Source organism: Paenibacillus woosongensis, from assembly GCF_009725165.1.
GTDB classification, from domain to species: domain Bacteria; phylum Bacillota; class Bacilli; order Paenibacillales; family Paenibacillaceae; genus Fontibacillus; species Fontibacillus woosongensis.
On sequence record NZ_WNZW01000004.1, the window covers coordinates 91,004 to 116,446 of the forward strand.

A 25,443-nucleotide genomic window follows, 5' to 3' on the forward strand; every position below is an offset into this window, starting at 1 on the left:
CAGCCCAAAGCGGGGGATTCACCCTGCTTCGGGCTGTGCTGCTTTTTTGGACTTCTTGTTCGAGCTCGGAACGGGCACTGTTACAGCAGTGGGCTGCTCCATCTGGCTCGAGCCGTTCAGCAGGCCGCCTTCTACAATAACAAGCTTGGCTACGTGCACGTTGCCTTCCACCAGCCCGCTGCTCGTAATCGTCAGCCGCCCTTGCGAGGCGATATCTCCGACGACCTTGCCGGCTACGATAATGTCCGCGCCTTTAATATTGGAATGCGCCTCCCCGGTTTCGCCGATGACGACCTGCCCCTGGCAGTGAATTTCCCCGCGGAACGAGCCTTCGATCCGGAGGCTCGCCTCGCACTCCAGCTTTCCCTCGGCAACGCTGCCCTGGCCGATCAAAGTACCCTGCCAGCCGGCTACTTTTTTATGATCCTTCAACATATTTTATCCTCCGTTCATGAATGGGATGTATTATTGCAAATAAGACAGCGGGTTGACTTTCTTGTCCCCTTTAACGATCTCAAAGTGCAGATGGGGGCCCGTGCTTCGGCCCGAGTTGCCCATCTTGGCAATAGTCTGCCCTTTCTTGACCGTATCTCCCTCGGATACCTTGATCTCGCTGAGATGCATATACCAGCTTTGCAGTCCGTTCGGATGTTGAATTATAATGTATTTGCCCCTTGAGCGGTTGCTTTCCGCGGCAATGACTTTACCGGCCGCCACAGCATAGACCGGGTCGCCGATTTTACCGGCAATATCGATCCCGGCATGAAAGGCAGCCTTTCCCGTAAAGGGGTCGGTCCGGTAGCCGAAATTCGAAGTGAGGCGGGTAGACAATGTCGGCCACTCGGAAGGGGTTCCCGAAATGGAATACTGAGTTTGCTTGGCCTTTTGCAGTGTTGTAGGCACATTTTTCTCGATTTCATCCAGCATCGCGCTGATCTCCAGGAAATCGTCGCTCGTCTCCTGAGCCAATTCTTCAATTTCCTGATCGTGTACGGCAATGAACTCGCCGCCCCTGCCTAAGGATTCATCCAAGGACAAGGAGGAGAGGGAGGACAGCTTGCCGGCATCACCCTTACTTCCATACTTATCTATAAAACTTTGCAGCTCTGCTTCCAGCTCGCTTACCCGTTCCATGCGGTCCATCAGTTCTTTGGATTGTCCGGACAAGGTAATGACCTGACTTTGCAGCCGCTGGATCGCTTCGTTTTTGTCGGTGACGATGGCTTCGAATTTAAGATTTTGCAGCCTTAGCGTATCCTCCAGGCGTGAAATGGTGTGCCCTGACTGCATTTGCAGGCTGATAATCAAACCGGAGATGGATAACAGAGCAGCGATCGGCACAGCAATCACAAACGGTTTCGATACCTGGATTTGCTTGACAGGCTGATTCGCTTCCCGCAGAACAAGCAGTGTCATGCGATGGGGTAAACTAGCACTTCTCATGGCATCTCCTTCCCGTAGATTTGATAGCTTCTATTACTTTATCTATTCCCGCGTCTCTTAAAACATGTCAAAAAAGTCATCTTGTCTCATATAGTTAGTGTTTATTGTCAATGCTGAGTGGAGGAAGGTGAAGTGAATGTGGTGGCTGGCTTTCGTACTTATCGCGTTTATTTTTCAAATCGCTACGATTCTAATTCTTGAATTTCGCAACCCGAGCAAAGCTGTAGCCTGGATGGTGATTCTGTTCCTGTTCCCGGTCATCGGCTTCATCCTGTATTATTTCGTGGCTCAGGATTATAAGAAGCGGCGAAAGCTGCGGCGCCGCGGGTCCAGAGTGTTTCAGGAAATCAGGGCCAAGCTATGGCAGCAAGCCGCCATCGTCGAAAGCATAGAGGAGATGAGCAATCCGGAGTATCGCCATCAGGAACGGTTATTCGGTCTTCTTACGCATATTTCGGAGAGTCCTATTACGGGCTGCAACAAAACCAAGGTATTGACGGATGGCGAGAAGACTTTTGCGGCGATGCTGGCAGCGATGGAGCAGGCGCAGGATCACATACATATGGAGTCTTATATTTTTCGTGCGGATGGTATAGGACAATCGTTCAAGAGGATGATGCTCAGGAAGGCCGGGGAGGGTGTAAAAGTCAGGCTGATTTGCGACGGACTCGGCAGTTATCAATTGAACAGCTCTTTTGTCAAAGAGCTTCAGGACGGCGGAGTGGAAGTGTACTTTTTTCTGCCTCCGCTGATTGCCACGCTGGATCGGAGGGTTAATTACCGGAATCATCGAAAAATACTTGTCGTCGACGGGACGGTCGGCTTCATCGGCGGGCTTAACGTCGGGGACGAATATTTGGGACTGGACGGCAAGCTGGGCTATTGGCGCGATACGCATTTGCAAATCAGCGGAGACGCAGTGTATTTTTTGCAAAATGCATTTCTGGCCGATTGGCGGCTGGCCTCGGGACAGCGGGTCAATCATCCTGAGCTGTATCCGCAGCATCACTGCAGGGGCAGTGAGCAGGTGCAGATCCTGACTAGCGGCCCTGATCAGCATTGGGATGCGATACAGGAAATGTGCTTTGGTGCAATCGCCGTCGCTAAACGCCGCATTTGGATTACGTCGCCTTATTTCATTCCCGACCCCAGCATCTACAATGCGATTAAGACCGCAGCGGTTAGCGGTGTTGAGGTGAACATTATTATTCCGCACGAATCCGACAGTCGAATCGTGAAGCTGGCATCGCTCTCTTACGTCGAGGAACTGCTTCAATCGGGAGTAAAGTTCTATCAATACGAGAAAGGGTTCATACATGCGAAGGTGATGATCGTGGATGATTTGCTGGCCACAGTGGGAACGGCGAATATGGACATGCGCAGCTTTTTCTACAATTTCGAAATGACGGCAATTCTGTTCGATCAAGCGCCGATTTCCCGTTTAAGCGAGGATTTCTTGAGGGATCTTGCCGAGAGCCGGGCTATCGATTTGAAGGCATTTGCCCGCCGGCCGAAGCTGCAAAGGGGGCTGGAGCTGCTGTGCAGGCTGCTCTCCCCGCTGCTCTGACCGGGGCCGGAGAGCGGGAAGCAAACCTCTGAAGCGCCTTTACCGCAGATGCTGAAGGATCAGCTGGACGGATTGCGGCGGGACGTCTGCAAGCAAATCGCCTTTTTGCTTCAAACGCTCCCCAATATTGTGCAGGTTGAAATCGGAGGGCAGCGGATTGCTGCGCACCTCGTCCCAGGTTAAAGGCGTCGATACGTTGGCCGTAGGACGTGCCCGGGGTGTATACGGCGCAGCTAGCGTCTTTCCGCCATAATGCTGCAAATAATCGAAATAAATTTTGTCTCCCCGATCCTTCTTGAGCCGTTCGATGGTGAATAGTTCCGGATATTTCTCCGTAGCATAGCGGGCTACGAACTGTCCGATCAGCCGCAGCTCGTCAAACGTTACGCCGTATTCGACCGGCACGATGATTTGCACGCCGGTAGCCCCGGAGGTCTTCGGCACCGACTGAAGACCCAAGGAGGCCAGAATGTCTCCGACATAGGCCGCGGCCTCCATAATGCGAGGCTCCTCCTCCCGCGACGGGTCCAAATCGATCATCCATTCGCACGGCAGCTGTTCGTGAACATAATGCAGCGACGGATGGAATTCAATGCACGCTAAATTGCCGAGCCACAACAGTACCGGCAGGCTGTCCAGTACGACGTAGTCTACTCCCTCATGCATCGATGTGCGGACGAACGACGGCAGCGGTTCAGGGGCATTTTTCTGGTAAAAAAACTTGCGCCCCACCCCGTCCGGATACCGGATCGTCGTAAGCAGACGGTTCCGGCAGTAACGGAGCAGATAGGGAGAGATTTCAGCAAGCTTCTCCAGATAGAGCTTCTTCGTAATTCCCGCCTCGGGCCACAGCAGCTTATCGGGATTGGATATAGTGACCTCCTCACCCTCTACGACAATCGTACCTTTCGTCGTTCTGGACATGAGCATGCTCCTTGTCATGAATGGATTTCCTTATTTTCTATTAGGCTTACCCAATTTAAGCGAACTTAACACCACTAGAAGCGGCACCCTTTACATAAGAATGGAAGTAACCCGGCATGGGCAGACTTGGACAATGAAGCATAGAAATGGCGGTACGCTGCCGCCGGTTTGTATTAGTGACCGGATCGCAGAACAAGGGCAGGGAGGAATGGAGGATGGAGCTGAAGCCGGTAGTCCCTTTTGAACCGGTACGTACGGAAACCCTTCCGGCAGGGCCGGAATGGATAGCGCAGGTGAAATGGGATGGGGTGCGTATACTCACCTACTACGACGGAGATATGACGCGCCTGATTAACCGCAAGGGCAATGAACGGAGCAAGCAGTATCCCGAGTTTATGAATGTCTCATCCTATTGCCGCGCGGATTCGGTCATTCTGGACGGAGAAATGATTGCGCTTGCCGGAGACAAGCCGTCCTTCCACGAGGTCATGAGGCGGGACAGTCTGCGTCGCGAAGCGGAAATACGCTTTGCCCTCAAGCAGATTCCTGCCATATATATGATTTTTGATGTGCTGTATCACAACGGAGAGTGGGTGACAGGACGTTCTCTGGCCGACCGGCAGGAGCTGCTGCAAGAGATTATTATTCCCAGCGGAACGGTTCAGCTTGTTCCGAGCTACACCGATGGAGAGCGGCTGTTTGCTGTCATGAAGGAGCGGGGCTGGGAAGGAGTCGTCAGCAAACGCCTGGATAGCACCTATGCCTTGGGCGGCAAAGACGGGCGCTGGCAAAAGCTGAAGCTCGGCTATGATTTATATGCGGTGATCGGCGGCGTAACCTATCGGGATGGTGTGATGAATGCACTGCTGCTGGGTTTGTATGATGAAAGCGGGCAATTTGTGTATATAGGTCATACGGGCAGCGGCAAGCTGAATCAGCCGGCATGGCGCAGCCTGGCGGAGCAAATATCCGCCCTGACGGTGAAGGAGCGCTTCTTTCACAACATCCCGCAGCGGATAAAGGGAGCGGTCTGGACCCGGCCGCTGCTTACGGTGAAGGTGCAGTTCATGGAGTGGACTCCCGGCGGAACGATGCGCCACCCCGTATTGCAGGGGATGGCCGACGTGCCGCCGGAGAGCTGTACGGTTACGCAGGGGATATAGTGTTCAGGAGATGGTTTTCTTCGCTTTGCTTGTTGTTCTCTTCTTCGGCTTTGGAGCAAGCTCGTCGTTTTGCGGAGCATCTTCACCGCCTGCCCCCGCGGCTGGTTTCTTAGCCGCCGTTTTGCGGGTGCGCTTGGCCGGTCCAGGATCGGTGACGACGGGCTTGACCGCCTCGATGCTCGCCTGCAGTGCCGCCATCAGGTCGATGACATTGGTTTGCGGTTTGGCTGGGGCCAGGCTGATCTCTTCTCCGGCAATCTTTTGCTCGATGAGATGCAGCAGGGATTCGCGATAATCGTCGGTATATTTCGCCGGCTCAAAAGGTGTGGACAACTGTTCAATCAGCAGCTTGGCCATGGACAGCTCTTTATCGTTTACACTGATGTTCTCCGGCAGATTGGGCACTTGCGCGATCGGCCGGATTTCATCCGGGTAGAAGATTGTCTCCACGGCCAGGCAGCCTTCCATGACGCGAATAGCTGCCAGACTGCTTTTGGAGCGGATCGCGATTTTGGCAATGCCGATTTTCCCGGACTGGTGCATCGCTTCCAGCAGCAGCTGATAGGCGTTCGACCCCGCTTGATCCGGGGAGAGATAGTAGGTTTTCTGGAAATAGATCGGATCGATTTCGGTCAAATCTACAAAGTCCAGAATCGTGATCGTTTTTTCGGTCTGGGCCGACAGCTGATCCAGCTCCTCTTTTTCAAACAGGACGTACTTGCCCTTCTCGTATTCATAGCCCCGGGAAATCTCCTCCCAGGTTGTATCCTTGTCGCAGGTTGGACAACGCCTTACATAAGAGATCGGGCTGCCGCAGGCGGTATGAATATATTTCATGGAGATGTCCTTGTCCTCCGTGGCGGAGAACATTTTGACCGGGACATGTACAAGCCCGAAGCTGATCGCACCCTTCCATACGGTATGCATTTTGAGTTTGCTCCTTTCCGTGTTCCATATTTATTTTTTGGCGGGCTGGCTGTGTATGATGATGACGAGTTCGACGCGAAATATGCGCGTAGTACCAAGGAAACTGACGAACTATCTCTATCATAGTATGGTCCAGTTTGGCTTCTCATAACCGGGCGCCCCCGGCCTAAGTTGTTGCGGGTCATGCGGCAGACCGATATAATGGGGACATACATTTTGCGTATGTAAAGGTGGTTGTATCGTAGTGGGATTGGATCAAGCTTCGGCCGAATGGGTGTACGAGGCGAAGGATTTGGAAGGGACCGGGCAGCTCGCAGCATTTCTTGCCGCGCGGGCGACGCCGGGAACGGTCATTGCCCTGGACGGTGATTTGGGTGCGGGGAAGACGGCTTTTTCCCAGCTGTTCGCGAAGCATTTGAAGGTTCGGGATACGGTAAACAGTCCGACTTTTACCATCATTAAAGAATATGAGGGCAGATTGCCTTTTTATCATATGGATGTGTACCGGCTATCGCTGGAGGAAGCGGAGGAGCTGGGACTGGACGAATATTTCTACGGCAGCGGCGTGACGCTGGTGGAGTGGGCTAGCATTATCGACGAAATTATGCCGGAACAGCTGCTGCGCATATATATAGAAACCGGACCGGGCTCGGAGCGTAAAATGCGTTTGACGGCCCAGGGAGAACCTTATGGGCAATGGATCAAGACCTTGAGACAGAATGGAGCTGCACCTAAATGAAGCATACAATAGAGCCGCGCCAGCGGTTATTGGCGCTGGATACGTCGACGTCGACGCTGGCCGTCGCCGTGATGGAGGGCGGCAAGCTGCTGGCTGAACGGAATATTAAGGCGGAGCGGAATCATTCCGCTTATTTAGTGACGGCGATTGAGGAAGCGATCGCCGCAGCGGGAGTGGGCAAGCAGCAACTGGACGGCATCGCCGTCGGAGTGGGGCCGGGCTCCTATACTGGAGTCCGTATCGCCGTTACGACGGCCAAGACGCTGGCCTGGTCCTTGGGTTTGCCGGTATCCGCCGTCTCGAGTCTGGCGGCGATTGCGTTTGGCGCTTTGGCCAGGGGAACAGGCCAGGCTCCAGAGCAATTTGCTGAGGTTATTGCTCAGACAGCCGATGATGCGTCAGCCTGCAGCGAAAATAACTTAGCGTATGGGCGCGATGACGATAAAGATCTTTCGGCAGGAGCAGAGGCGGCGGAGTATTCTGCCCAGCACTGGATTGTTCCGCTGATCGATGCCCGGCGCGGACAGGCTTATACTGCGCTGTTTAGCGCAGCAATCGGGCAAATACCGCGCCGGCTGGAACCGGACGCGATCCGGCTCGTGGCCGATTGGCGGGACGAGCTTGCCGCCCGGCTTCAGGAGCTGCCTTCTGGTCAAAGGCCGGCTGGCGTATGGTTTGTTGGCGACATTGAGGTCCATGAGGCCGCGGTTGAGGAGCTCCGGCCTTTTTTGGGAGCCGAGCTGCATATCGTCGGCTATGAGCTGGAAGGGGCCTGGCTTGGCCTTATCGGTTCGGAGCAGCTTCTCTGCGGAGCCCATGACGATGTTCATGCGCTGGAGCCGAATTATACCCAGTTAGCGGAAGCGGAAGCGAAGAAGCTTCGTTAGCATTTCATGAGGGGGCCGGATATGGAGTCAGCAAAGTCGATACAAATGGATAAGGTGACCTTTCGTCAGATGACGCTTGAGGATATTCCCGATGTTATGGTCATCGAGCACGAATCCTTCACCTTGCCCTGGAGCGAGGAGGCATTTCGCAGCGAAATGACTCTCAATCATTTCGCCAAATATCTGGTGTTGGAATACGAGGGGAGCCCGATCGGGTATGCCGGCATGTGGACGGTTCTTGACGAGGCGCATATTACTAATATCGCCGTGAGAACGGCCTACCGCGGTAATCATTTGGGCGAGCTGCTGTTCCGCAGGATGATTGATTGGGCGGGCGAGCTAGGCATGCGCCGGATGACGCTGGAGGTGCGCGTTACGAATCATTCCGCCCAGTCTTTATATAGGAAGCTTGGATTTCATTCTGTCGGCACCCGCAAAGGGTATTATTCCGACAATCAGGAGGATGCGCTCATTATGTGGTGCGAGCTGCCTGAGCGGGAGCCGCAGGCAGGCGAAGAGGAAGGAAGCGAAGAAGATTGGATTTGAAGCAGGATTGTTATATATTGGCGGTCGAAACAAGCTGTGACGAGACATCCGTAGCCGTCGTGAAAAATGGGACCGAGGTGCTCTCGAATTTAATTGCGAGCCAGATCGAGACGCATCAGGCATTCGGCGGAGTCGTGCCGGAGGTGGCGTCCCGGAAGCATGTGGAGAGTATCACGCTCATGCTGGAGGGAGCCGTCCGGGAGGCCGGCATTTCCCTCCAGGACTTATCAGCCGTGGCTGTGACGGAAGGTCCCGGACTTGTCGGCGCTTTGCTGGTAGGCATTATGGCAGCCAAGAGTCTGGCCTTTGCCATCGATAGGCCGCTGATCGGAACGCACCACATTGCCGGGCATATTTACGCGAACCGGCTGGTGCAGGAAATTCAATATCCTTCGATTGCGCTTGTCGTGTCCGGCGGGCATACCGAACTTGTACTGATGGAGCGGGAAGGCAGCTTCAAGCTCATCGGCCGCACAAGAGACGATGCTGTCGGGGAGGCTTATGACAAGGTGGCGAGAGCGCTTGGCTTTCCTTACCCCGGCGGCCCGCATGTCGACAAGCTGGCGCTTGAGTCGGAGACCGTCGAGGTGCTTCCGCGGGCCTGGCTGGAGCCGGATTCCTACGATTTCAGCTTCAGCGGGCTGAAGTCGGCTGTGCTGAACGCGGTTAATCAGCATAAAATGCGCGGGGAGGAAGGATATGGCCCAGCCATAGCCCGCGGTTTTCAAGAGTCGGTCATCGAGGTGCTGGTGGAGAAAGCAATTCGCGCGGTACATTCGACAGGAGCGGTACAGTTATTGCTCTGCGGCGGGGTTGCCGCGAACCGGGGGCTGCGGACGGCATTAGCCGAGAGGTGCGGGAAGGAGCGGATCGATCTGGTCATCCCTCCTTTGAAATACTGCACAGACAACGCCGCCATGATTGGGGCCGCAGCCTACTTGAAATGGACAAGCGGCGAGTTCTCCAGCTGGGAGCTTAAGGCGGAGCCGTCAATTACACTGGAGTCCTGGTCTGTGAGCGCCAGCCCCGGGGAAGGCAATGTTTAGCCTGATGGAGGAGCACAAATTAAATGAAGAAACACAAAAGGGCTGTCCTTTTTGAATGGGACAACCCTTTTTTTTACGCCGAACGAATATTAAGATTTCTTCTCTGATTTCTTTTCTGAAGTGGCAGCGGCCTCCTTGCTGGCGCTTGGTGCGGTTTCCGGCTGGCTGCTCATGCGGCTGCTGCCTTCAAAAACGCTGCCTTCCTCGATAGACAAGCTGGCGACCTCGATGTTGCCGAACAGTTTTCCCGTCGCCGTAATGGAAAGCTTGCTCTTCGTCTGAATGTCCCCGGTCACAGTACCGGCAATAATAACGTTGCGCGCGGAAATATTAGACTTCACTTGTCCTTTCTCTCCGATCGTCACATCGCCTTTGCACTCAATATCCCCCGTTACCTTTCCTTCGATCCGGATGCTCGCATCCGATTTAATATTGCCTTCGAAGCTGCTGCCCTCGCCTACCAGTGTATCGGTCGTATCGGGATCTAATTTCACGGGAACGGCCTTGCTTTTGAACATTATTCATCCTCATCCTTTTCCGGTTTGATTAAATATATTTCAGGGTCGACCATCACACCGTTTTTCACCACTTCAAAATGCAGATGGGGACCTGTGCTGCGCCCGGTCGAACCTAGTGTGCCGATCACATCGCCTTGCTTCACCTTTTTTCCTTTTTCCGTTGAAATTTCATTAAGATGCAAGTAATTTGTTGATAAGCCAGACGGGTGGCTAATGGTGACGTAATTGCCGCGCGAGGTGCTGTATCCGGCTTCGGCGACGGTTCCGTCAGCCGCGGCGTAAATCAAATCGCCGATGTTTCCTTTGATGTCCAGGCCGTTATGCAGCGTCAGCTTGCCAGTAAACGGATCGAGCCGCTTGCCGAACGGCGAGGTGGTTGTCAACGAGTCCGCAGGCCAGAACGTCGGTAATATGCGCATCATTTTTTTGTACTCTGTTACAGCTTCTTTGGTTTGTTCCAGCCTTGCCTGCAGAGCGGGCATTTCCTCCAAAGATGCGGATATGCTCTCTCGCGTCTCTTCAATAAGGGAGTCGACATCCTCTTCGCTCAGAGGGATGAGCTCGCCGCCCATGCCTTCCGTACTCCATCCGCCGTCGGAATTTTGCGATGACGAAGCCGAAGCGGACTGGATTCCGCTCCCTGCGCGTTCTCCGTTCGTAATGGATTTCAACTCGGCCTCCAATAGCTCAAGCTCCGTCATTTTCGTTTCCAATGTTTTGGATTTCTCGGAGAGCTCCACCAGTTGAAGCAGCAAGCGGTCGATTTCCTGTTCCTTATCGCTGACGGTCGCTTGAAGCTGCTCCGAGGACGCCGTAAGCTTGGCTTCCAAAGCGGCGATCTTAAAGGCATGGCTCCGGTTCAGCGTGAAGAGGACGAGCGCTGTAACGAGCAGCACGGCGGCGGCGACTAAGCCGGCAAGCAAATATGTAGAAGTCATTTTCAGACGAAAGACCGGCTGTGAGCCTTCAGGAACGACGAGAACAGTATAACGTTGGTTCTTGCGTTTAAATCCGAACTTCATAGCTTCCTCCTGAATCTTGTACATTATGTTTCATGTAACATAACATAAAATCACAATCTCAAAAGAACGAGAGACGGTCCTCTTCGTTCACCAAAAGGTACTATTCGGCAAATCATTCCAATAATCCTGTCGGTAAGGAAAATATTATCGAAAATTTTTGCGAAACTGTGAAATTTGTCGAAAATGCCGCGAGTGAACCTGGAAAATGGGCAGGTTTGCAACTTTTTAGGTGAAAGGACTGTTTAATAAAGTAGATTTTGCTGGAATACATACGGAGCCAGGGAGGGAAGGCAGAATGAGTGAAGCGTTGAAGCCTGTAAGACGATCTAAGCTGCGGGTCTGGCTTGGCACGCGATATTATCGGTTTAGGCGGTATATGGAATGGTATCTGGGCAAAGACAAAATAGCCGGCACCCGCAGCCGTAATTTGCTGCCGCATGTCATTTCCGAGCATCAAAGCCCCTTGCTGAGACAGCTGAAGGATGTCGATATGTGGCTGCAGCACAATAAAATTACGAATCTTAAATTGGCGGTATCCCGGATCGACGGCTTGATTTTGCAGCCAGGGGAGACGTTCTCCTTTTGGAGGCAGGTAGGCAAACCAACCCGGCGAAAAGGCTACGTTGACGGGATGGTCCTCCATTATGGTAAATTTAAGCATGGGGTAGGCGGAGGGCTGTGCCAGCTTACGAATTTGCTGTACTGGATGGCGCTTCATTCTCCTCTAGAAATACGGGAGCGGCACCGCCACAGCTATGATGTATTCCCGGACTCCGGCCGCACCCAGCCTTTTGGCAGCGGGGCGACATGCTCGTACAATTATTTGGACTTGAAGCTTTATAATCCTGGCGATGAGCCAGTACAATTGCATGTATATTTGAATGCTGAGAATCTCGTGGGAGAGCTACGCGCAGTAAGTCCTTCCTTGTACCGGTATGAAGTCTACGAGCGGGAGCATCGGATTACGCGCGAATACTGGGGCGGCCATATAAGGCATAATTTGATCTATCGCCGTGTCTACAACTTGGACGCCGAACTGATCGAAGATTGTTATATTACCGAGAACCATGCACTGATGATGTATGAACCGCTGCTTGAAGCCGGGGATATCCCCAAAAGCGAAGAGAGCGATGGCGTGAAGTGCTAAATTGCTATTGGCGGATATTACTCTAAACTATGGATGCTAATGCGTCAAAAAAGGAGCGATTGAAAAACGATGAGCTATAAAAATACTTTCATCAAAGTATCGCCGGATTGCCCTGTAACCAGCAGCGTCGTTCCACAGTATAAAACGAGCAATAAGCCGATTCACGTTATCCAGTATGAGCTCTTGATCCGTTATCCTTACCGGTATACGCATGAGCAGCTGTTGTTCGAAATTCATATTAGGCATAAAAACATCCCGGCCGATGAGCTTGAAACGAACCGCCAGCAAATTTGGGATGCGCTGTTCAGCAAATCGCATGCCTGCCTAAGGGCTTCCCAGCTTCCGAAAAAATACGGCTTTGGCGTCCATTATGACGCTGAAGGCCGGATTGCCATCTATGGCATGGAGACGCCTGAATACGAACGTTTCATACAATCCGGCGATGAGATTACGCTGCTGAACGGGATGAGAAGCCGGCGCGAATAGGCTGCGAAAATATCATTCCGGGGCTGTTCGAACGGAGCTAGCTATTGAATTGGGGAAAGGTGACCATACAATGGAAGAAATCAAAGGAACATTAATTACAGTTGAAACGCTGCTGCAGGATTTAAAACAGCTAGGCGTGCAAGAGGGGATGACGCTGATCGTGCATTCCTCGTTCAAATCCCTGGGGCAATGGGTGCTCGGGGGACCGGTATCCGTCATTCTCGCTTTGGAGAAGGCGGTAGGGGTGGATGGCACGTTGGTTATGCCGACGCATACTCCGGATTTAAGCGATCCTTCAGGGTGGGGGAATCCGCCGGTCCCAGAGTCTTGGTGGGAGACGATTCGGGCAGAAATGCCTCCTTTTGACGAAGACATGACGCCATGCGAATGGATGGGCGTGATTCCGGATACCTTTCGCAAGCAAAGGGGTGTCATGCGCAGCAGCCATCCTCAGGTGTCTTTTGCGGCCTGGGGAGCAAATGCTGGCGATATTGTGACAGGGCATGATCTTGACAACGGACTTGGCGAGCATTCGCCGCTGGCCAGGATCTATGACCGCCATGGCTGGGTGCTGCTGCTGGGCGTTGGACATGGAAGAAACACATCTCTTCATCTATCAGAGCACCGGGCAAGCTATTCCGGCAAAAAAATAGTGGAATGCAAGGCTCCTATTACGAAGGAAGGCGTAAGAGAATGGATTCGCTACATGGATCTGGACTATGAATCGGCTGACTTTGACCGGCTGGGGGCAGATTTTGCGCGTTCAGGCGGGCGGATCATCCGCGGACAAATCGCCAGTGCCAGCGTGATGCTAATGCCGCAGAGAGAGCTTGTGGACTACGGCGTCCAGTGGCTGGAGCAGCATCGTCGCTAGCGCGGTATGGCAAGGCTGCTTGCAAGCTTGCAGGAGGAAACTCGGAGTAGTGGGCACAGTTCGGATTGGCGGAAGCGCATAGCGGGTGTCTGCTGAAGCGCCGCGGATTGGCTAGCGAGCAATGTGCTCATTTGTGGGCGGGCCTGTAGTAGGCAGGGTGAGTAGTGTGTGCACAGGTGTGGGGGAGCCGAGGGTCGGTGAGCGATGTACCCCTGAGCCAGTTGTGGTTAGGTGAGCAATGTGCTCATGCCGGGTGAGTGTGCAGTTGTGCTGGCTGCGGATTACTAACGGACACAGGTTCCGCTATTTCAGATAAATTGCCCAAAATAAAGGATTAACGGACGCAGAGGACCTTATTTGCTTATAAGCAATCCAATTTTAGCTGATTATTGCTTAATAAGGCTCCCTGGGTCCGTAATAGGATGAAAATCGCCGAAATGATCGAAATAACGCCTTCTGTGTCCGTTAGCAATTTGACCACCGTCAAGTAACGCCGGCCAGCGCTAGCTTGATCATTACTCAGCCTACTACACTAGGCGAAGGTGAAAAGACGCCGATAGGGAAAAGTACCGAAAATCGTGGAGCAATATCAATCTGGACCCGATACCTTCGAGGAAAGGGAACCAATCGTCGATCCCAGACCATTCATTAAACCAATTAACCATTATGCTTAAATCACAAATAGCTGCCGGGGATCCCGGCAGCTATTTTCTCTTCAAGCCTATATAAGAAAATTAAAGAATCCAGTTCGAGCAGTGCGTCCGCGTGATGCCGTCATAAGTTACGGCAAGCTTCAGCTTGTAGCGGGAAGCTGCATGGCAATCCCCGGCTTCGTCGCCGTTTAGTGCATCGCCATGATCAAAGGCTCCGGTGCTGCTCATCACCTGACCACTATAGCCAGGGGACTCATTCCCCAACCGTGAACCGGCTAGGCAGACGCGCTGCACTTCTTCGCCGCCGCGCGGTACAATGCCCGTTACGGTCGCCTCGTCCAGCAGGTGATCGTCTTCACTGTAGAGCGAGATGGTCAGCGCATAGCGGCAGCTGCAGCGCCCGTCGATGCCGAGCAAGCCGACCTGGGCGACTAGCGGCTTCTCCGGCAGCAGCCCGCCGCGCTGCAGAGATGGGCGAATGCGCAGCCGATCCGGCGCAGCGAGCTCCAGCTGCATCTCCCCGTTCAGGGCGCGGCAGCGCTCGGCCGTAAACTGCAGCGAATGCCGGCCCGCCTCGAGCGGGATATTCTCTGCGGCATAGCGCAGGGATCCGCTCCCGTTCTCGGCCGGCGTCAAGCAGATCGGCCCTGGCAGCTCGCGCCCGTCGATGCTGAGCCGAAGCATCGGCTTATCGCCCGGCTTCACGATGGCCGCAAGCTTCAGCGTATACAGGCCGCTCTGCTGCACAAAAATATCCAGCTTCTCTTCGGGGGAGGTGCAGCAGCAGCCTAGAACGCCGGGCACAACGAACGGATCGAAGCCATCCCGGTCGGCCTCCTGCGCGGACCATGGCGCCGTTCCAGCGGTCAGCCCGTTGTAATAGCTCTCCGGCGGGCCGAGCAGGCTTGGCTTCTGACCGCCGGTGTCGATTACGAGCTTCTGCAAGACGACGATCGGATCGACCATCCAAAGGCGCAGCGTATGATAGCCCGGCTGCTCGATAAGGTGCCGCGTTGTGCCGGTACGGATGTTATAAATGACGCTTTGCTCCCAGTCGCGTTCATCGAATCCCCCGTCAGGCAGCTTCGCGATCAGTTCGGCAATGTGCACGGGTCCGTCATCGAAGGAGACGCCGATCCGCAGCCCCTGACCAGGTACAAAATCAATGGATGGAGCAGCATACAGCGTGACGCTAACCTCCCCCGTACTCGTCATGTACACGGGATATTCCAGGCTCGGCGAGTTCCCAGTATCCGGCTGCTCTGCACTAGACCCGGTTACCGGTAATACGGCAACCGAGGATAAGGTGCGTCCGTAGCCTGCAATCGGTTGCCACTCCGCACCGTTTGCACTGCGGCTTGCGGAGTAATGTTCCGCCTCGATAGCGATAACGCCGCCCGTTTCGATATGGCCGATCAGCGAGTCGCGGGTTGGCTCGGCAGGATGGAAGACGACGACTTGCACCGCGACTTCTTCCCCCGTTGGGCCGCTGATCATGATTTCGCTTTGCACATCATTACCGACTGGCGCAGCAGTCCAGTCGATATCGACCCAAATCCGCTTCTGCGAGACGACTTCTGCTGCGGTCAGGGACAGCCTGATCCAGGGAGCTCCTGCCGCCGCGCGGAAAGTGAACGGCTCTGTGCCCTTATTGAAGACCTCGATGTACCGCGCCTCCCTGGTAAAGCTATCGAATGCGGGCAGCCGGCATACCGTATTGGCCTGCGGCCATACGTCGGCCGAGCCCTCTACAGCAACTCCCATCTCAAAGTATTCCTTTCCTTCGACCGTGCCTGTATCCGGGATAGTGTTCACCGGCGGCTGGTTCCAGTAGGTGTATCCGATATGGGTCTGATCCATCAGGTGATCCCATTTGCCCTGCGAGAGCATTTTATTGTAGGCCAAAGTCAGCTCGCGATCGGCTTCAAAGATCAGCTCCGCCTCCCGGGCGGCGATGTTGGCCGCCCTTCTTCCTTGACGGGCATACAAGCGGCTTCGCGCGGCCTGCAGATGCAGCTCCAGCATTTGCGCGGAAGCCTTGGCCGGATAGAGGGCTAATTGGAAAAAGGCGTTCCGCAGCGGTTCCGGCAGCTCTTCATGCAGCTGCTCTGCTTGGCTGGAAATGGCCTTCAGCTCTGTAACCGCCAGCTCCGCTTCCCTGTAATCCGTCAGACTGTACAGCTCTACAGCGTTCAACAGCTCGGGTTTGATTCTACCATTGAACTTGGCATAGCCTGTCAAAATCTCTGCTACGGCTTCGCCATACTTGGCGCCGAATTGTTGTTTTGCCCAATGGACGGTACATTCCCAGGCATTGTCCTTTGTAAATTGCGAAATATCCCAGGCCATGCGGAGAAAATATTCCATCGGAAATTCCAGCGGTTTCAGGTCGCCTACATTGACGATCCAGATGCGATCTGCACCGTATTCGTAGGCTTTGTGCATTTGCTCCCAAATTTTTGGAGCCGGCACGGTGTTGATCCATTTATAGGAGCGAGGTCCACCGACATAATCGAGATGATAATAAATGCCAGCTCCCCCCGAGCGTTCCCGTTCCTCTGAAGTAGGGACGCGCCGCAGGTTGCCGTGATTGTCATCGGACCAGAGCAGTGTAACATCATTGGGCACGCGCATGCCGTGCTCGTAATAATCCTGTACTTCCTTGTACAGCGCCCACAGCTGCGGAACTTCAGACGCGTCGCGGCCGGTTTGTTCGGCAATGATCTCCCGCTGGTCGCTGACGATTTTCTCCAGCAGGGCGATTTTTTCCTCAAAGGTCAACTGCCCGCTCATCGCTTCGTCCCCATCGCCGCGCATGCCGAGCGTGACGATGCTCTCGTAGTCCCGGCTGCGGCGGATGCCTTCCTCCCAAAAGCGGTAAAGCACCTCTTCGTTGATTGAATAATCCCAAGGGCCCTGCTTATGCTTCTTCCAGTCCCCGTGCGGGCGCAGCATCGGCTCGTGATGGGAAGTTCCGATGATGATGCCGTACCGGTCGGCCATTTCGGCGTTCAGAGGGTCATCCTCATAAAACGTGTTGTCCCACATCGCTGGCCATAAATAATTCGCTTTCAATCTAAGGAGCAGTTCGAATATTTTCTCATAGAATTCATGGGTAAAGTCACGGAAATTCGCTCGTACCCAAGCCATGAGGGACGGCCCCTCGTCATTGAGGAATATTCCTCTGTATTTTACGGATGGTTCTCCCTGTTTATAGGTGCCGGGTTGGATGTAAAGACTGCCGCGCCGGGCGACAGGAACATCAGCCCACCAGTACCAGGGCGACACTCCGATTTTTTCAGACACATCGTAAATGCCAAAGATGGTTCCCCTCTTGTCACTGCCGGCGATGACCAGCCCTTGCTCGATGCCTGGCAGGGGGCTGGCTACCGTCTGGATGACGAAGGATTCCCACTTCCCGGCAACCTCGCCTGCATCCAGCTTGCCTTCCGCGATCAGCGCGTCAATGACCGGGCTTTTGCCGATCGTACCTATTAGGACGGCGTGCCCAGCCAGCAGCTTGTGATCATGCATGAGCATGGGGCTGCGGCCGGACACCCGTTCCATATCCGCCTGAAGATCCTTCGCTGCCCGGACGACACCGGCATGATCCTCATCGGACACGTAGATGTCTGCGGACGCTCCCTCGTGAACGAGCTGAAAGGCGCCGTCGCCGCTAGATTGCTGAATAACATAATTTTCGCTGAACATGATATCCCTGCATACAAAATGGTATTCATCCGAGTCCGGAATGTGATTCAGTATATAAGATCCCCGCATGGGTCCGGGAGGTTTAAGAACAACATGTTTAATTGCATGGGGAAAGTACTAAAGTTTTCAAAGCTTGATTATACTCCCGAATAAGCCATGAAGCCGCCGTCCACCGGAATGACCGTTCCGGTAACGAAGCCGGACGTGTCCGCATCGGCGAGCCAGAGCAGCGTGCCCAGCAGATCCTCCGGTACGCCGAAGCGCCGCATCGGCGTGTGCGTGATAATTTTGTGAGAACGCTCGGTTAGCGAGCCATCCTCATTGGTAAGCAGATTGCGGTTCTGTTCCGTCAGGAAAAATCCGGGCGCAATCGCATTGACGCGGATGCCCGATTCCGCCAAATGTACGGCGAGCCACTGCGTGAAGTTATTGATCGCCGCTTTCGCTGCACTGTAAGCCGGCACTTTAGTCATTGGGCAAGGTGCGCTCATTGAAGAAATGTTCAGCACGACTGCTCCTGGACGGCCGAGCATGGTTTTGGCGAACACCTGCGTAGGAATGAGGGTGCCGACGAAGTTCAAGTCGAATACCGTTCTTACTCCAGGAATGCTCAGGTCGAAGAAGGTCGTGATGTCGGGATTTTCCAAATCCTCGGAGCGGAAAATTTCGTTAGTCGTGTTGGCGCTAGGCTGATTGCCGCCGGCTCCATTGATCAGAATATCGCAAGGGCCCAGCTGCTCCCGGACAATCTTCTCCGCTTCGCGGACACTGGCCTCGTCGGTAACGTCGCAAGCGACGGCGATCGCCTGGCCGCCGCTCGCATGAATCGCTGCTGCAACCTCTTCTCCCTTCTCCTTCGTCCGGTTAAGAATCGCGACCTTGACTCCCTGCCGGGCGAGCTCCTGCGCCATGGCCCGGCAGAGCACGCCGGAGCCGCCGGTAATGACCGCAGTTTTCCCCTCAAGGGAAGAATGCTTAGGCAATGCACACATGTTAATTCCCCTCCCCAGCGCTTGCGTTAGAGGATTGCGCCTGCTGTCTCGAATAGGCGTCCCATAGTCCCCATAAGTACATGATTCCGAGGGCGCGGTCATACAGTCCGTATCCCGGACGGCATTGCTCACCCCAAATATGTCTGCCATGGTCAGGACGGCAGTAGCCTGTGAAATCGGTGTCATAATACGCTTTCACAACGCCGCTGATATCGACCGTGCCGTCAGAGGTTTTATGGGAGGTCTCGATGAAATCCCCATTATCCATGACGCGAACGTTACGGATATGCGTAAACGGAATCCGCCCCTGGAATTCGTGGATCATGGAAATGATGTCGTTGCTTGGCTTGGCTCCGAGCGACCCTGTGCATAGCGTAATACCGTTGGCCGGGCTGTCATGGAGCGACAGCAGGCGGCGGAAGCCGGCTTGGTCGTTCAGGATTCGCGGCAATCCGAAAATTGCAAACGGCGGATCGTCCGGATGAACCGCCATCAGGATGCCGTTTTTCTCGGCGACGGGAACGATTCTGTCTAGGAAATATTTGAGATTGTCCCATAAATCCTCTTCCGTAACGTCCCGGTATGCTTCAAACAAGGAAGTGAGATGTGCGAGACGTTCCGGCTCCCAGCCTGGCATCGTAAGATCACTGTTCTGATTGATGATTTTTACGAGTTCGAATGGATCTACACCGTCTATTTTCTCCTTCTCGAAGAATAGAGCGGTTGAGCCGTCTTCCAGCTCTTTGAACAAATCCGTTCTGGCCCAGTCGAATACTGGCATGAAATTGTAGCAAATGACCTTAACGCCGATTTGGGCCAGATTCTCGATTGTGCGAATGTAATTTTCGATATATTGATCCCGGGTCGGAAGCCCGAGCTTAATATCCTCGTGGACGTTTACGCTCTCGACGACTTCCGTATGCAAGCCATGCTTGCCGGCTAAGTCGCGGATTTCCTGAATCCGCTCGAGCGGCCATACTTCTCCGGCGGGCACATCATGAAGTGCCCACACGATACCCTCTGTTCCAGGGATTTGTCTAATTTGATCCAGCGTAACTGTGTCATTGTTCTCGCCGAACCAGCGAAATACCATACGCATGCCTTCACCGCCTAATGAATTTTTGTTTGGTTATTAAAATAATCGGGAAATTTCTCCTGCAGCAGGCCGAGATTATAAATGCTAAGAGCCAGATGGGTCTGCATCAGGCGCTCTGCCAAGGCTTCATCCTTTCGGCAAATCGCTTCATATATATCGCGATGCTGCTCGAATAAATGATTCCAATGGGGATCGGTTCTCATCCACAGGATACGGCTCCGGTTCAAATGAGCGTTCATTTGTTGAATGACACCCCAGGTCCCGAGCTTGTTCACCCCTTCGAACAAGATACGGTGAAATTGCTCATCCAACTCGAACATGGCCATCCCGTCGTGCTTCATGAGGGATTCCCGCTGCAGGGACAAGTTGTTGCCGAGTTCTTCGAGCAGCTTCTCGGGGAATTGCTTGCAAGCTAGCCCGACCACGGCCCGCTCCAGCTGCTCCCGCATAAATTGGGCTTCCATAACGAGGTCCGGATCAATCAGGGACACCCGCGTGCCGCGCTGCGGAAGCACTACCACCAGTCCTTCCTGGGCAAGCCGGACAAAACTCTCCCGCACGGGAGTACGGCTCACATTAAAAGTGATCGACATTTCCTTCTCCGACAACGTAGTTCCCGGAGCCAGCTCCATATTGACGATTTGCTTCTTTAATTCGTTGTACACGGTATTCCCGGCCGATTCTTGCATAGGGGGATTCCATCCTCTCAATCGATCACCTCCTTACTCCTTCCATACTACCACACTTGTATGGTAGTATGGAACTGGTATTAATCAATAATTATCATAGTGAATAGGATGCAACGAATATATTCTGTCAGGGGGATGGAAATGACACATTTTCACACGGAAAACTTGCTGCTTACGAGCAATAGTGCAAAAAAGTTGTACTTTGAATATGTAGCAGGAATGCCAATTTACGATTATCACAATCATTTGAATCCGGCAGATGTGGCGGCGAACAAGCAGTTTCGCAATTTGACGGAGCTATGGCTGGATGGCGATCATTATAAATGGCGGGCGATGCGCTGGCTGGGCATTGATGAATCGCTCATTACGGGAGAGGCAGGGGACCAGGAGAAGTTCATGGCTTGGGCCCGTGCTGTTCCACGTCTTGTCGGCAATCCGCTCTACCATTGGAGCCATTTGGAGCTCGCCCGTTATTTTGGCATTGAGGAGCGGCTGAGCGAAGAGAATGCCGAGGAAATCTGGCATCGCTGCAACGAGCGTCTGCAGGAGAAGTCACTTCGCGCGGCAGGCATACTAGAGCAGTTCGATGTACGGGTGGCGTGTACGACGGATGATCCAGCCGACAGTTTGGCGGCGCATGGGCAAATTGCAAACAACGGGGAGATTACAGCCAAGGTTCTGCCGACCTTTAGACCGGACCGGGCTTTGAATATTACGGCTCCGGGATTCCAGGAATATATGACAGAGCTAGGTCAGGCGGCCGGCTGCGCGGTTGAGAGCTACGAGGATTTGTTAGAAGCGCTGAAGAACCGAATCGATTATTTTCATGCGAAAGGCTGCCGCTTGTCAGATCATGGATTTGGGGCTTTCCCTTTTGAGCGAACGACGGAACGGGAGGCTGGACAAATTTTTGCCAAAGCGCTCCGCGGAGAAATGTTGACGGAATCGGAAGAAAATCGCTATCGGACGTTTACGCTGCTTCGTTTGGGTGAAATGTATTATGACCGCGGCTGGGCTATGCAGCTGCATATTGGCGCCATCCGCAACAATAATGAGCGTATGCTGAAGACGATCGGCAAGGATAGCGGGTACGATTCCATCCTCGATTATCATTTGGCGGCATCTTTGAACGCATTTTTGAATGAATTGGAAACGGGCAACCGCTTGCCTAAGACGATTGTTTATAGTCTTTACCCTTATCATTATGAAATGCTTGCGACAACGATCGGCAATTTCCAATCCGGCGAGAGCGCTGGCAAGCTTCAGCTTGGCTCAGCCTGGTGGTTTAATGACCAGAAAGAGGGAATGCTGCAGCAGTTGAAAGCGTTGTCCTCCATTGGGGTCATCAGTACCTTCGTCGGCATGCTGACAGATTCGCGCAGCTTCATGTCCCTGCCAAGACATGAATATTTCCGGCGTGTCCTATGCCGGTTATTCGGGGAGTGGATCGAAGAGGGAGAGTTGCCGGCGGATTATGATTATATTGGCAGCATCGTTCAGGACATCTGCTATCATAACGCAGTCCGATATTTTGGAATTTCCTTATCATAACGTTGACAGCACCACCAACATCATGTGCCGGCTGTATGAATTGCAGCCGGCAGAGAGGAGGCAAACCGATGGAACTTCATCGTGTCATTCTTGTGGATGATGAGGTGTTTACGAGGAAGGGATTAATCAAGTTAATCGATTGGGAGGCTAGCGGATTTCAGATATCCGGTGAAGCTGACAACGGGGAGGACGCGCTGGAGCTGATCCGGTCCCGGCGTCCCGATCTGGTTATCACCGATATTCGCATGCCGGTATTGGATGGACTGGGGCTGATCCGTCAACTGATCGAAGAGGATGAGGAGCCGCCTGCGTTTGTCATTATTAGCGGTTTTGACGATTTTAGCTATGCCCAGCAGGCGGTTCGCTACGGAGTTCATGATTTCATTCTCAAGCCGATCGATGAGGGCGAATTCACCGAAATGCTGCGCAGGCTGAGCGGCCGGCTTCAAGAGGAGCGGGAAGGGAAGGAGCGGGAGCTGCGGCTGGAGAATCAGGCGATGATCGAGTCGATTATCAGGAATGAAGCCGGGGAGCAATTCATCTCGAATTGGGAGGAGCAGCTGAACCTGACTAGCGGCGATTGCCTGTATTATATGTTCGTGGAACTGAATGATCTGCATCCGTGGCGGCAGGAAGGAGAAGAGCTGCCTCTTTACCGTTTTATGGAGCAGGTGGAGGAAGCGCTGCAGGATATCGTAGGCGGAGAGCAGTCGCTTTACCTTCATGAGCACCGCAGCCGTGTCGGGGTGATCGTGCCTGAACGCCTGCTAAAGCCGTTCCATAACAACATCCGTTCGTTTGCAGAAGCGCTTCACACCAGGATAAAGGTCCGGGAGGGGCGCATCTTTATATATACCAGCTGCCCGGTTCAGGGGTTGGCTGGCCTTCGCCGTGCGTATGAAAGCGCCAAAGAGGCATTGTTATATAAATATGTTCACGACCATGACGGCATCGTGGTTCATAACCAAACAAGCGAATGCACTGTGCAGTATGTGCCGGTCGATCAGGAGCTATACCATCGCTTGATTGAGCAGATTGAGGAATATCGTCTGGAGGAGCTTGGACGTTCGATTAAGCAGATGTTCCGGCGTTTTCAAGAGAAGCGATATGCTCCTGAGGCCGTGAAGATGAATATTCACCAATGCGTCCTCGGCGTAATCGACATTATTCGCGGCATGGACGGAGACGAGCGGTCGCTTGTCTCGCTCGACCCGATTGTCGGCTGGCATGATTTGAACTTGTCCCTGCAGGAGCTCCAGCGTCTTTTTACCGCTTTTGCCGAGGAGAGCGGCCAGTATATCAGCGTACTGCGCAAGGAGCAGCAAAAGGGCGGTATCCATAAAATCCGCGCTTATATCGAGGAGCATTACCACGAGAATATTAGCTTGAAATCGATTGCCGCCAAATTTTACATGAACCCTGTTTATTTAGGACAATTGTTCCGCAAAACCTATGGCGTGTATTTCAATGATTTTTTGCTGCAATTAAGAATAGGCGAGGCGAAGCGGCTGCTCCGCCAGACAGATATGCGCATATATGAGGTCGCCGACCGCGTAGGCTTCAGCAATCCCGATTATTTCGTGACACAGTTCGAGAAGCTGGAGAAGCTGACGCCGAGCGAATACCGTTCGCGGCTGGTGAAGGGAGGGGCGTCCGTCAGGACGGGACGATGATACCCAATTTGAATAATGTCCGGCTGCGGGACAAGATGCTGCTGCTCTATTTTCTATGCGTGTTCGTGCCGATACTGCTTACGAATTTCATTTTCTATAACGTGACTACAACGAGCGTAAAAAATCAGCGGATGCAGGACATTTCCCGGGCACTGGAACAAGTCAAGAACGAGTTTCTTCAAGAAGTGGAAGATACCCTGCAGGTATCTTCCGTTTTTTATACCGATCATCTCCTGAACGAGATCATTGAGACGGAATACGAGCATCCTGCCGAGTATGTGGAGGCCTATGACTCTTACTTGCGGCGGATTATCAACACCTCCAGCCCGGCTTATAATTCCGTGGAGGCAATCACCGTATATGTCGATAATCCCACGCTGCTGTACTCGGGCGGCATTGTCTACATTGATCAGAACGTCAAGGAGCAGGATTGGTACAAAAAAATATCCACAGCCAAGCAGTCCGCGCCGGTTTTTATGCGAACGGGTCGGGATGGCCAGCTGGATACGTTTAGCGTCATCCGCCGGATGGATTACTATTATTTTTCGCGGCAAAAGAACGGGCATTTCCTGAAAATCGATCTGCGCATGCCGGTTATCCGGCAAATATTTAATAATTTGAATTTACAGGGGCGCATTTACCTGCTGAATGAGCGGGGGGAGGTTGAATATTCGAACGACGCCAACCTCGATTTGCATGCAGGCGCCATCCCTTTCAATCAGGTCGTCGCCCCGGAGAGAACGATCGAATTTCTCAAAGATTACGGGCAGAGCAATAATTTGAACGGCTGGAGCATTGTGGGGAGAATTTCCGAGGATGAAGTATTCCAGGAAGTCAGGCAAAACCGAAATTTCATCGTGCTGCTAACCTGCCTCAATATTCTGCTGCCGACCTTGATCATCGTTTGGATCACCCGATCGCTCAATGTAAGGCTTATCCGTATTTTGAAGCATATGAAGAAGGTTAAAAACCAGCATTTCGAAACGATCCAGGATGAAGGCTCCCGCGATGAAATCGGGCAATTAACGGGCGAGTTCAACCGGATGACCCTGCAGATCCAGAGTCTGATCAATAACGTGTACGTAGCCGACATTCAGAAGAAGAATCTGGAGCTGGAACGCCGTCATGCCCAATTGAATGCGCTGCAGAGCCAGATTAATCCTCATTTTTTATTTAATGCCCTAGAGACGATCCGCATGCGGAGCTTGATGAAGGACGAGGAGGAGACCGCGAGGATCATTCACAATATGGCGAAGATTTTCCGCAATTCTCTCGTATGGCGGAAGGATATGGTTACTTTGAAGGAAGAGCTGGAATTCATTTATTGCTTCCTGGAAATCCAGAAATACCGGTTTGGCGAGAAAATTGAATATACGGTCGTGGCGAACGAAGCTGATTCTTCGATATTGATTCCCAAAATGTCCATCGTTACCTTCGTAGAGAACGCAAGTATCCATGGAATCGAACCTTTGAAGCAAGGCGGAAAAATCGAGGTGGAAATCAAGCAATCCGGCGACGAGTTGATCTGCGCGATACGGGATAACGGCGTTGGCATGTCCGAGCAGCAGGTCGAGAAACTGTACCGCTACCTGGAGGGCGAGGAAGAGATGGGGGAGCGCATCGGCATTCAGAACGTCATCTATCGCCTCAGAATGTTCTACAAAGACCAGTTGACTTTGAATATTCGCAGTAAGCTGGGTGAGGGAACGGAGATTCTATTCATCATTCCGGTGGAGAAGCGGCTGATGTAAAAAATCTTAGAAATCTAAACGGGCTCCTATAGTTTTCA

The 25,443-nt window shown here is 53.2% G+C and carries 22 protein-coding genes; 12 read left to right on the forward strand and 10 right to left on the reverse strand.

The genetic code is table 11. From position 1 onward, the window contains the following. Positions 1 to 18: 18 nt before the first annotated feature. Together GNP95_RS13500 and GNP95_RS13505 are read right to left on the reverse strand one after the other, a co-directional pair. Complete coding sequence (locus GNP95_RS13500; protein ID WP_155611398.1) at positions 19 to 435, reverse strand: bactofilin family protein; 417 nt, start codon at positions 433 to 435, stop codon at positions 19 to 21. 30 nt (positions 436 to 465) lie between these two features. Then, the gene (locus GNP95_RS13505; protein WP_155611399.1) at positions 466 to 1,443 is read right to left on the reverse strand and encodes a M23 family metallopeptidase; all 978 of its coding nucleotides are present in this window, start codon (positions 1,441 to 1,443) and stop codon (positions 466 to 468) included. A 136-nt stretch (positions 1,444 to 1,579) separates the two neighbouring features. On the opposite strand from GNP95_RS13505, the gene cls reads away from it, so the two are divergent. After that, a complete protein-coding gene (gene cls / locus GNP95_RS13510; protein WP_155611400.1) occupies positions 1,580 to 3,010 on the forward strand; it encodes a cardiolipin synthase in 1,431 nt (476 codons plus the stop codon). A gap of 39 nt (positions 3,011 to 3,049) precedes the next feature. On the opposite strand, the gene ligD is transcribed toward cls, so the two are convergent. Continuing rightward, entirely contained in the window at positions 3,050 to 3,934 is an 885-nt protein-coding gene (gene ligD, locus GNP95_RS13515; protein WP_155611401.1) for a non-homologous end-joining DNA ligase, read from the reverse strand. A gap of 215 nt (positions 3,935 to 4,149) precedes the next feature. Between ligD and GNP95_RS13520 the strand changes: the two genes are divergently transcribed. Continuing rightward, positions 4,150 to 5,097, forward strand: coding sequence for an ATP-dependent DNA ligase (locus GNP95_RS13520; RefSeq protein WP_155611402.1), 948 nt, complete (start codon positions 4,150 to 4,152; stop codon positions 5,095 to 5,097). Positions 5,098 to 5,100: 3 nt separating this feature from the next. Here the strand turns inward: GNP95_RS13520 and ku are convergent, their stop codons facing one another. After that, positions 5,101 to 6,024, reverse strand: coding sequence for a non-homologous end joining protein Ku (ku, locus tag GNP95_RS13525; protein ID WP_155611403.1), 924 nt, complete (start codon positions 6,022 to 6,024; stop codon positions 5,101 to 5,103). Between the two features lie 250 nt (positions 6,025 to 6,274). On the opposite strand from ku, the gene tsaE reads away from it, so the two are divergent. From tsaE to tsaD, 4 genes are read left to right on the forward strand one after another with little or no spacing between them, the layout of a single operon-like run. Further along, complete coding sequence (gene tsaE / locus GNP95_RS13530) at positions 6,275 to 6,763, forward strand: tRNA (adenosine(37)-N6)-threonylcarbamoyltransferase complex ATPase subunit type 1 TsaE (protein WP_155611545.1); 489 nt, start codon at positions 6,275 to 6,277, stop codon at positions 6,761 to 6,763. Then, entirely contained in the window at positions 6,760 to 7,650 is an 891-nt protein-coding gene (tsaB, locus tag GNP95_RS13535) for a tRNA (adenosine(37)-N6)-threonylcarbamoyltransferase complex dimerization subunit type 1 TsaB (protein ID WP_155611404.1), read from the forward strand. Before tsaE ends, tsaB begins: the two co-directional genes overlap by 4 nt. A gap of 21 nt (positions 7,651 to 7,671) precedes the next feature. Continuing rightward, positions 7,672 to 8,196, forward strand: a complete 525-nt coding sequence (gene rimI, locus GNP95_RS13540) for a ribosomal protein S18-alanine N-acetyltransferase (protein WP_155611405.1) — start codon at positions 7,672 to 7,674, stop codon at positions 8,194 to 8,196. Beyond that, positions 8,187 to 9,242, forward strand: a complete 1,056-nt coding sequence (gene tsaD / locus GNP95_RS13545) for a tRNA (adenosine(37)-N6)-threonylcarbamoyltransferase complex transferase subunit TsaD (protein WP_155611406.1) — start codon at positions 8,187 to 8,189, stop codon at positions 9,240 to 9,242. The genes rimI and tsaD overlap by 10 nt, the downstream gene beginning before the upstream one ends. Before the next feature lie 89 nt (positions 9,243 to 9,331). On the opposite strand, the gene GNP95_RS13550 is transcribed toward tsaD, so the two are convergent. Continuing rightward, positions 9,332 to 9,760, reverse strand: a complete 429-nt coding sequence (locus GNP95_RS13550; RefSeq protein ID WP_155611407.1) for a bactofilin family protein — start codon at positions 9,758 to 9,760, stop codon at positions 9,332 to 9,334. Continuing rightward, a complete protein-coding gene (locus GNP95_RS13555; protein ID WP_155611408.1) occupies positions 9,760 to 10,782 on the reverse strand; it encodes a peptidoglycan DD-metalloendopeptidase family protein in 1,023 nt (340 codons plus the stop codon). The genes GNP95_RS13550 and GNP95_RS13555 overlap by 1 nt, the downstream gene beginning before the upstream one ends. Positions 10,783 to 11,077: 295 nt before the next feature. On the opposite strand from GNP95_RS13555, the gene GNP95_RS13560 reads away from it, so the two are divergent. The 3 genes from GNP95_RS13560 (at position 11,078) to GNP95_RS13570 (ending at position 13,289) form a co-directional block, all read left to right on the forward strand. After that, complete coding sequence (locus GNP95_RS13560; protein ID WP_155611409.1) at positions 11,078 to 11,929, forward strand: VanW family protein; 852 nt, start codon at positions 11,078 to 11,080, stop codon at positions 11,927 to 11,929. 69 nt (positions 11,930 to 11,998) lie between these two features. Then, positions 11,999 to 12,415, forward strand: coding sequence for a DUF6157 family protein (locus tag GNP95_RS13565; protein ID WP_155611410.1), 417 nt, complete (start codon positions 11,999 to 12,001; stop codon positions 12,413 to 12,415). 70 nt (positions 12,416 to 12,485) lie between these two features. Beyond that, positions 12,486 to 13,289 carry an AAC(3) family N-acetyltransferase gene (locus tag GNP95_RS13570; RefSeq protein WP_155611411.1) on the forward strand — a complete coding sequence of 268 codons (804 nt, stop codon included), beginning with the start codon at positions 12,486 to 12,488 and terminating at the stop codon, positions 13,287 to 13,289. A 734-nt stretch (positions 13,290 to 14,023) separates the two neighbouring features. Here the strand turns inward: GNP95_RS13570 and GNP95_RS13575 are convergent. From GNP95_RS13575 to GNP95_RS13590, 4 genes are all read right to left on the reverse strand, one after another. Then, positions 14,024 to 17,653, reverse strand: a complete 3,630-nt coding sequence (locus GNP95_RS13575; RefSeq protein ID WP_155611412.1) for a glycosyl hydrolase 115 family protein — start codon at positions 17,651 to 17,653, stop codon at positions 14,024 to 14,026. Between the two features lie 137 nt (positions 17,654 to 17,790). Next, the gene (locus GNP95_RS13580; RefSeq protein WP_155611413.1) at positions 17,791 to 18,645 is read right to left on the reverse strand and encodes an SDR family oxidoreductase; all 855 of its coding nucleotides are present in this window, start codon (positions 18,643 to 18,645) and stop codon (positions 17,791 to 17,793) included. Between the two features lies 1 nt (position 18,646). Then, a complete protein-coding gene (gene uxuA, locus GNP95_RS13585; RefSeq protein ID WP_155611414.1) occupies positions 18,647 to 19,744 on the reverse strand; it encodes a mannonate dehydratase in 1,098 nt (365 codons plus the stop codon). A gap of 11 nt (positions 19,745 to 19,755) precedes the next feature. After that, positions 19,756 to 20,430: a GntR family transcriptional regulator gene (locus tag GNP95_RS13590; protein ID WP_155611546.1), complete on the reverse strand. Its 675-nt coding sequence runs from the start codon at positions 20,428 to 20,430 to the stop codon at positions 19,756 to 19,758. Between the two features lie 141 nt (positions 20,431 to 20,571). On the opposite strand from GNP95_RS13590, the gene uxaC reads away from it, so the two are divergent. The 3 genes from uxaC (at position 20,572) to GNP95_RS13605 (ending at position 25,405) form a co-directional block, all read left to right on the forward strand. Further along, on the forward strand, positions 20,572 to 21,981 hold the full coding sequence (gene uxaC / locus GNP95_RS13595) for a glucuronate isomerase (RefSeq protein ID WP_155611415.1): 1,410 nt from the start codon (positions 20,572 to 20,574) through the stop codon (positions 21,979 to 21,981). A gap of 68 nt (positions 21,982 to 22,049) precedes the next feature. Further along, complete coding sequence (locus GNP95_RS13600) at positions 22,050 to 23,654, forward strand: response regulator (RefSeq protein WP_155611416.1); 1,605 nt, start codon at positions 22,050 to 22,052, stop codon at positions 23,652 to 23,654. Beyond that, positions 23,651 to 25,405 carry a sensor histidine kinase gene (locus GNP95_RS13605; protein ID WP_155611417.1) on the forward strand — a complete coding sequence of 585 codons (1,755 nt, stop codon included), beginning with the start codon at positions 23,651 to 23,653 and terminating at the stop codon, positions 25,403 to 25,405. Before GNP95_RS13600 ends, GNP95_RS13605 begins: the two co-directional genes overlap by 4 nt. The last annotated feature ends 38 nt before the right edge of the window (positions 25,406 to 25,443 follow it).

Bases quoted from the DNA above. Each gene is read 5' to 3' on its own strand.
- tsaB (WP_155611404.1), top strand. From the start codon at position 6,760: ATGAAGCATACAATAGAGCCGCGCCAGCGGTTATTGGCGCTGGATACG.
- uxuA (WP_155611414.1), bottom strand. From the start codon at position 19,744: ATGCGTATGGTATTTCGCTGGTTCGGCGAGAACAATGACACAGTTACG.
- ligD (WP_155611401.1), bottom strand. From the start codon at position 3,934: ATGTCCAGAACGACGAAAGGTACGATTGTCGTAGAGGGTGAGGAGGTC.
- GNP95_RS13580 (WP_155611413.1), bottom strand. From the start codon at position 18,645: ATGTGTGCATTGCCTAAGCATTCTTCCCTTGAGGGGAAAACTGCGGTC.
- uxaC (WP_155611415.1), top strand. From the start codon at position 20,572: ATGACACATTTTCACACGGAAAACTTGCTGCTTACGAGCAATAGTGCA.
- GNP95_RS13600 (WP_155611416.1), top strand. From the start codon at position 22,050: ATGGAACTTCATCGTGTCATTCTTGTGGATGATGAGGTGTTTACGAGG.
- GNP95_RS13500 (WP_155611398.1), bottom strand. From the start codon at position 435: ATGTTGAAGGATCATAAAAAAGTAGCCGGCTGGCAGGGTACTTTGATC.
- GNP95_RS13565 (WP_155611410.1), top strand. From the start codon at position 11,999: ATGAGCTATAAAAATACTTTCATCAAAGTATCGCCGGATTGCCCTGTA.
- rimI (WP_155611405.1), top strand. From the start codon at position 7,672: ATGGAGTCAGCAAAGTCGATACAAATGGATAAGGTGACCTTTCGTCAG.
- GNP95_RS13560 (WP_155611409.1), top strand. From the start codon at position 11,078: ATGAGTGAAGCGTTGAAGCCTGTAAGACGATCTAAGCTGCGGGTCTGG.
- GNP95_RS13555 (WP_155611408.1), bottom strand. From the start codon at position 10,782: ATGAAGTTCGGATTTAAACGCAAGAACCAACGTTATACTGTTCTCGTC.
- GNP95_RS13520 (WP_155611402.1), top strand. From the start codon at position 4,150: ATGGAGCTGAAGCCGGTAGTCCCTTTTGAACCGGTACGTACGGAAACC.
- cls (WP_155611400.1), top strand. From the start codon at position 1,580: ATGTGGTGGCTGGCTTTCGTACTTATCGCGTTTATTTTTCAAATCGCT.
- GNP95_RS13605 (WP_155611417.1), top strand. From the start codon at position 23,651: ATGATACCCAATTTGAATAATGTCCGGCTGCGGGACAAGATGCTGCTG.
- GNP95_RS13590 (WP_155611546.1), bottom strand. From the start codon at position 20,430: ATGCAAGAATCGGCCGGGAATACCGTGTACAACGAATTAAAGAAGCAA.
- GNP95_RS13550 (WP_155611407.1), bottom strand. From the start codon at position 9,760: ATGTTCAAAAGCAAGGCCGTTCCCGTGAAATTAGATCCCGATACGACC.
- GNP95_RS13570 (WP_155611411.1), top strand. From the start codon at position 12,486: ATGGAAGAAATCAAAGGAACATTAATTACAGTTGAAACGCTGCTGCAG.
- ku (WP_155611403.1), bottom strand. From the start codon at position 6,024: ATGCATACCGTATGGAAGGGTGCGATCAGCTTCGGGCTTGTACATGTC.
- GNP95_RS13575 (WP_155611412.1), bottom strand. From the start codon at position 17,653: ATGTTCAGCGAAAATTATGTTATTCAGCAATCTAGCGGCGACGGCGCC.
- GNP95_RS13505 (WP_155611399.1), bottom strand. From the start codon at position 1,443: ATGAGAAGTGCTAGTTTACCCCATCGCATGACACTGCTTGTTCTGCGG.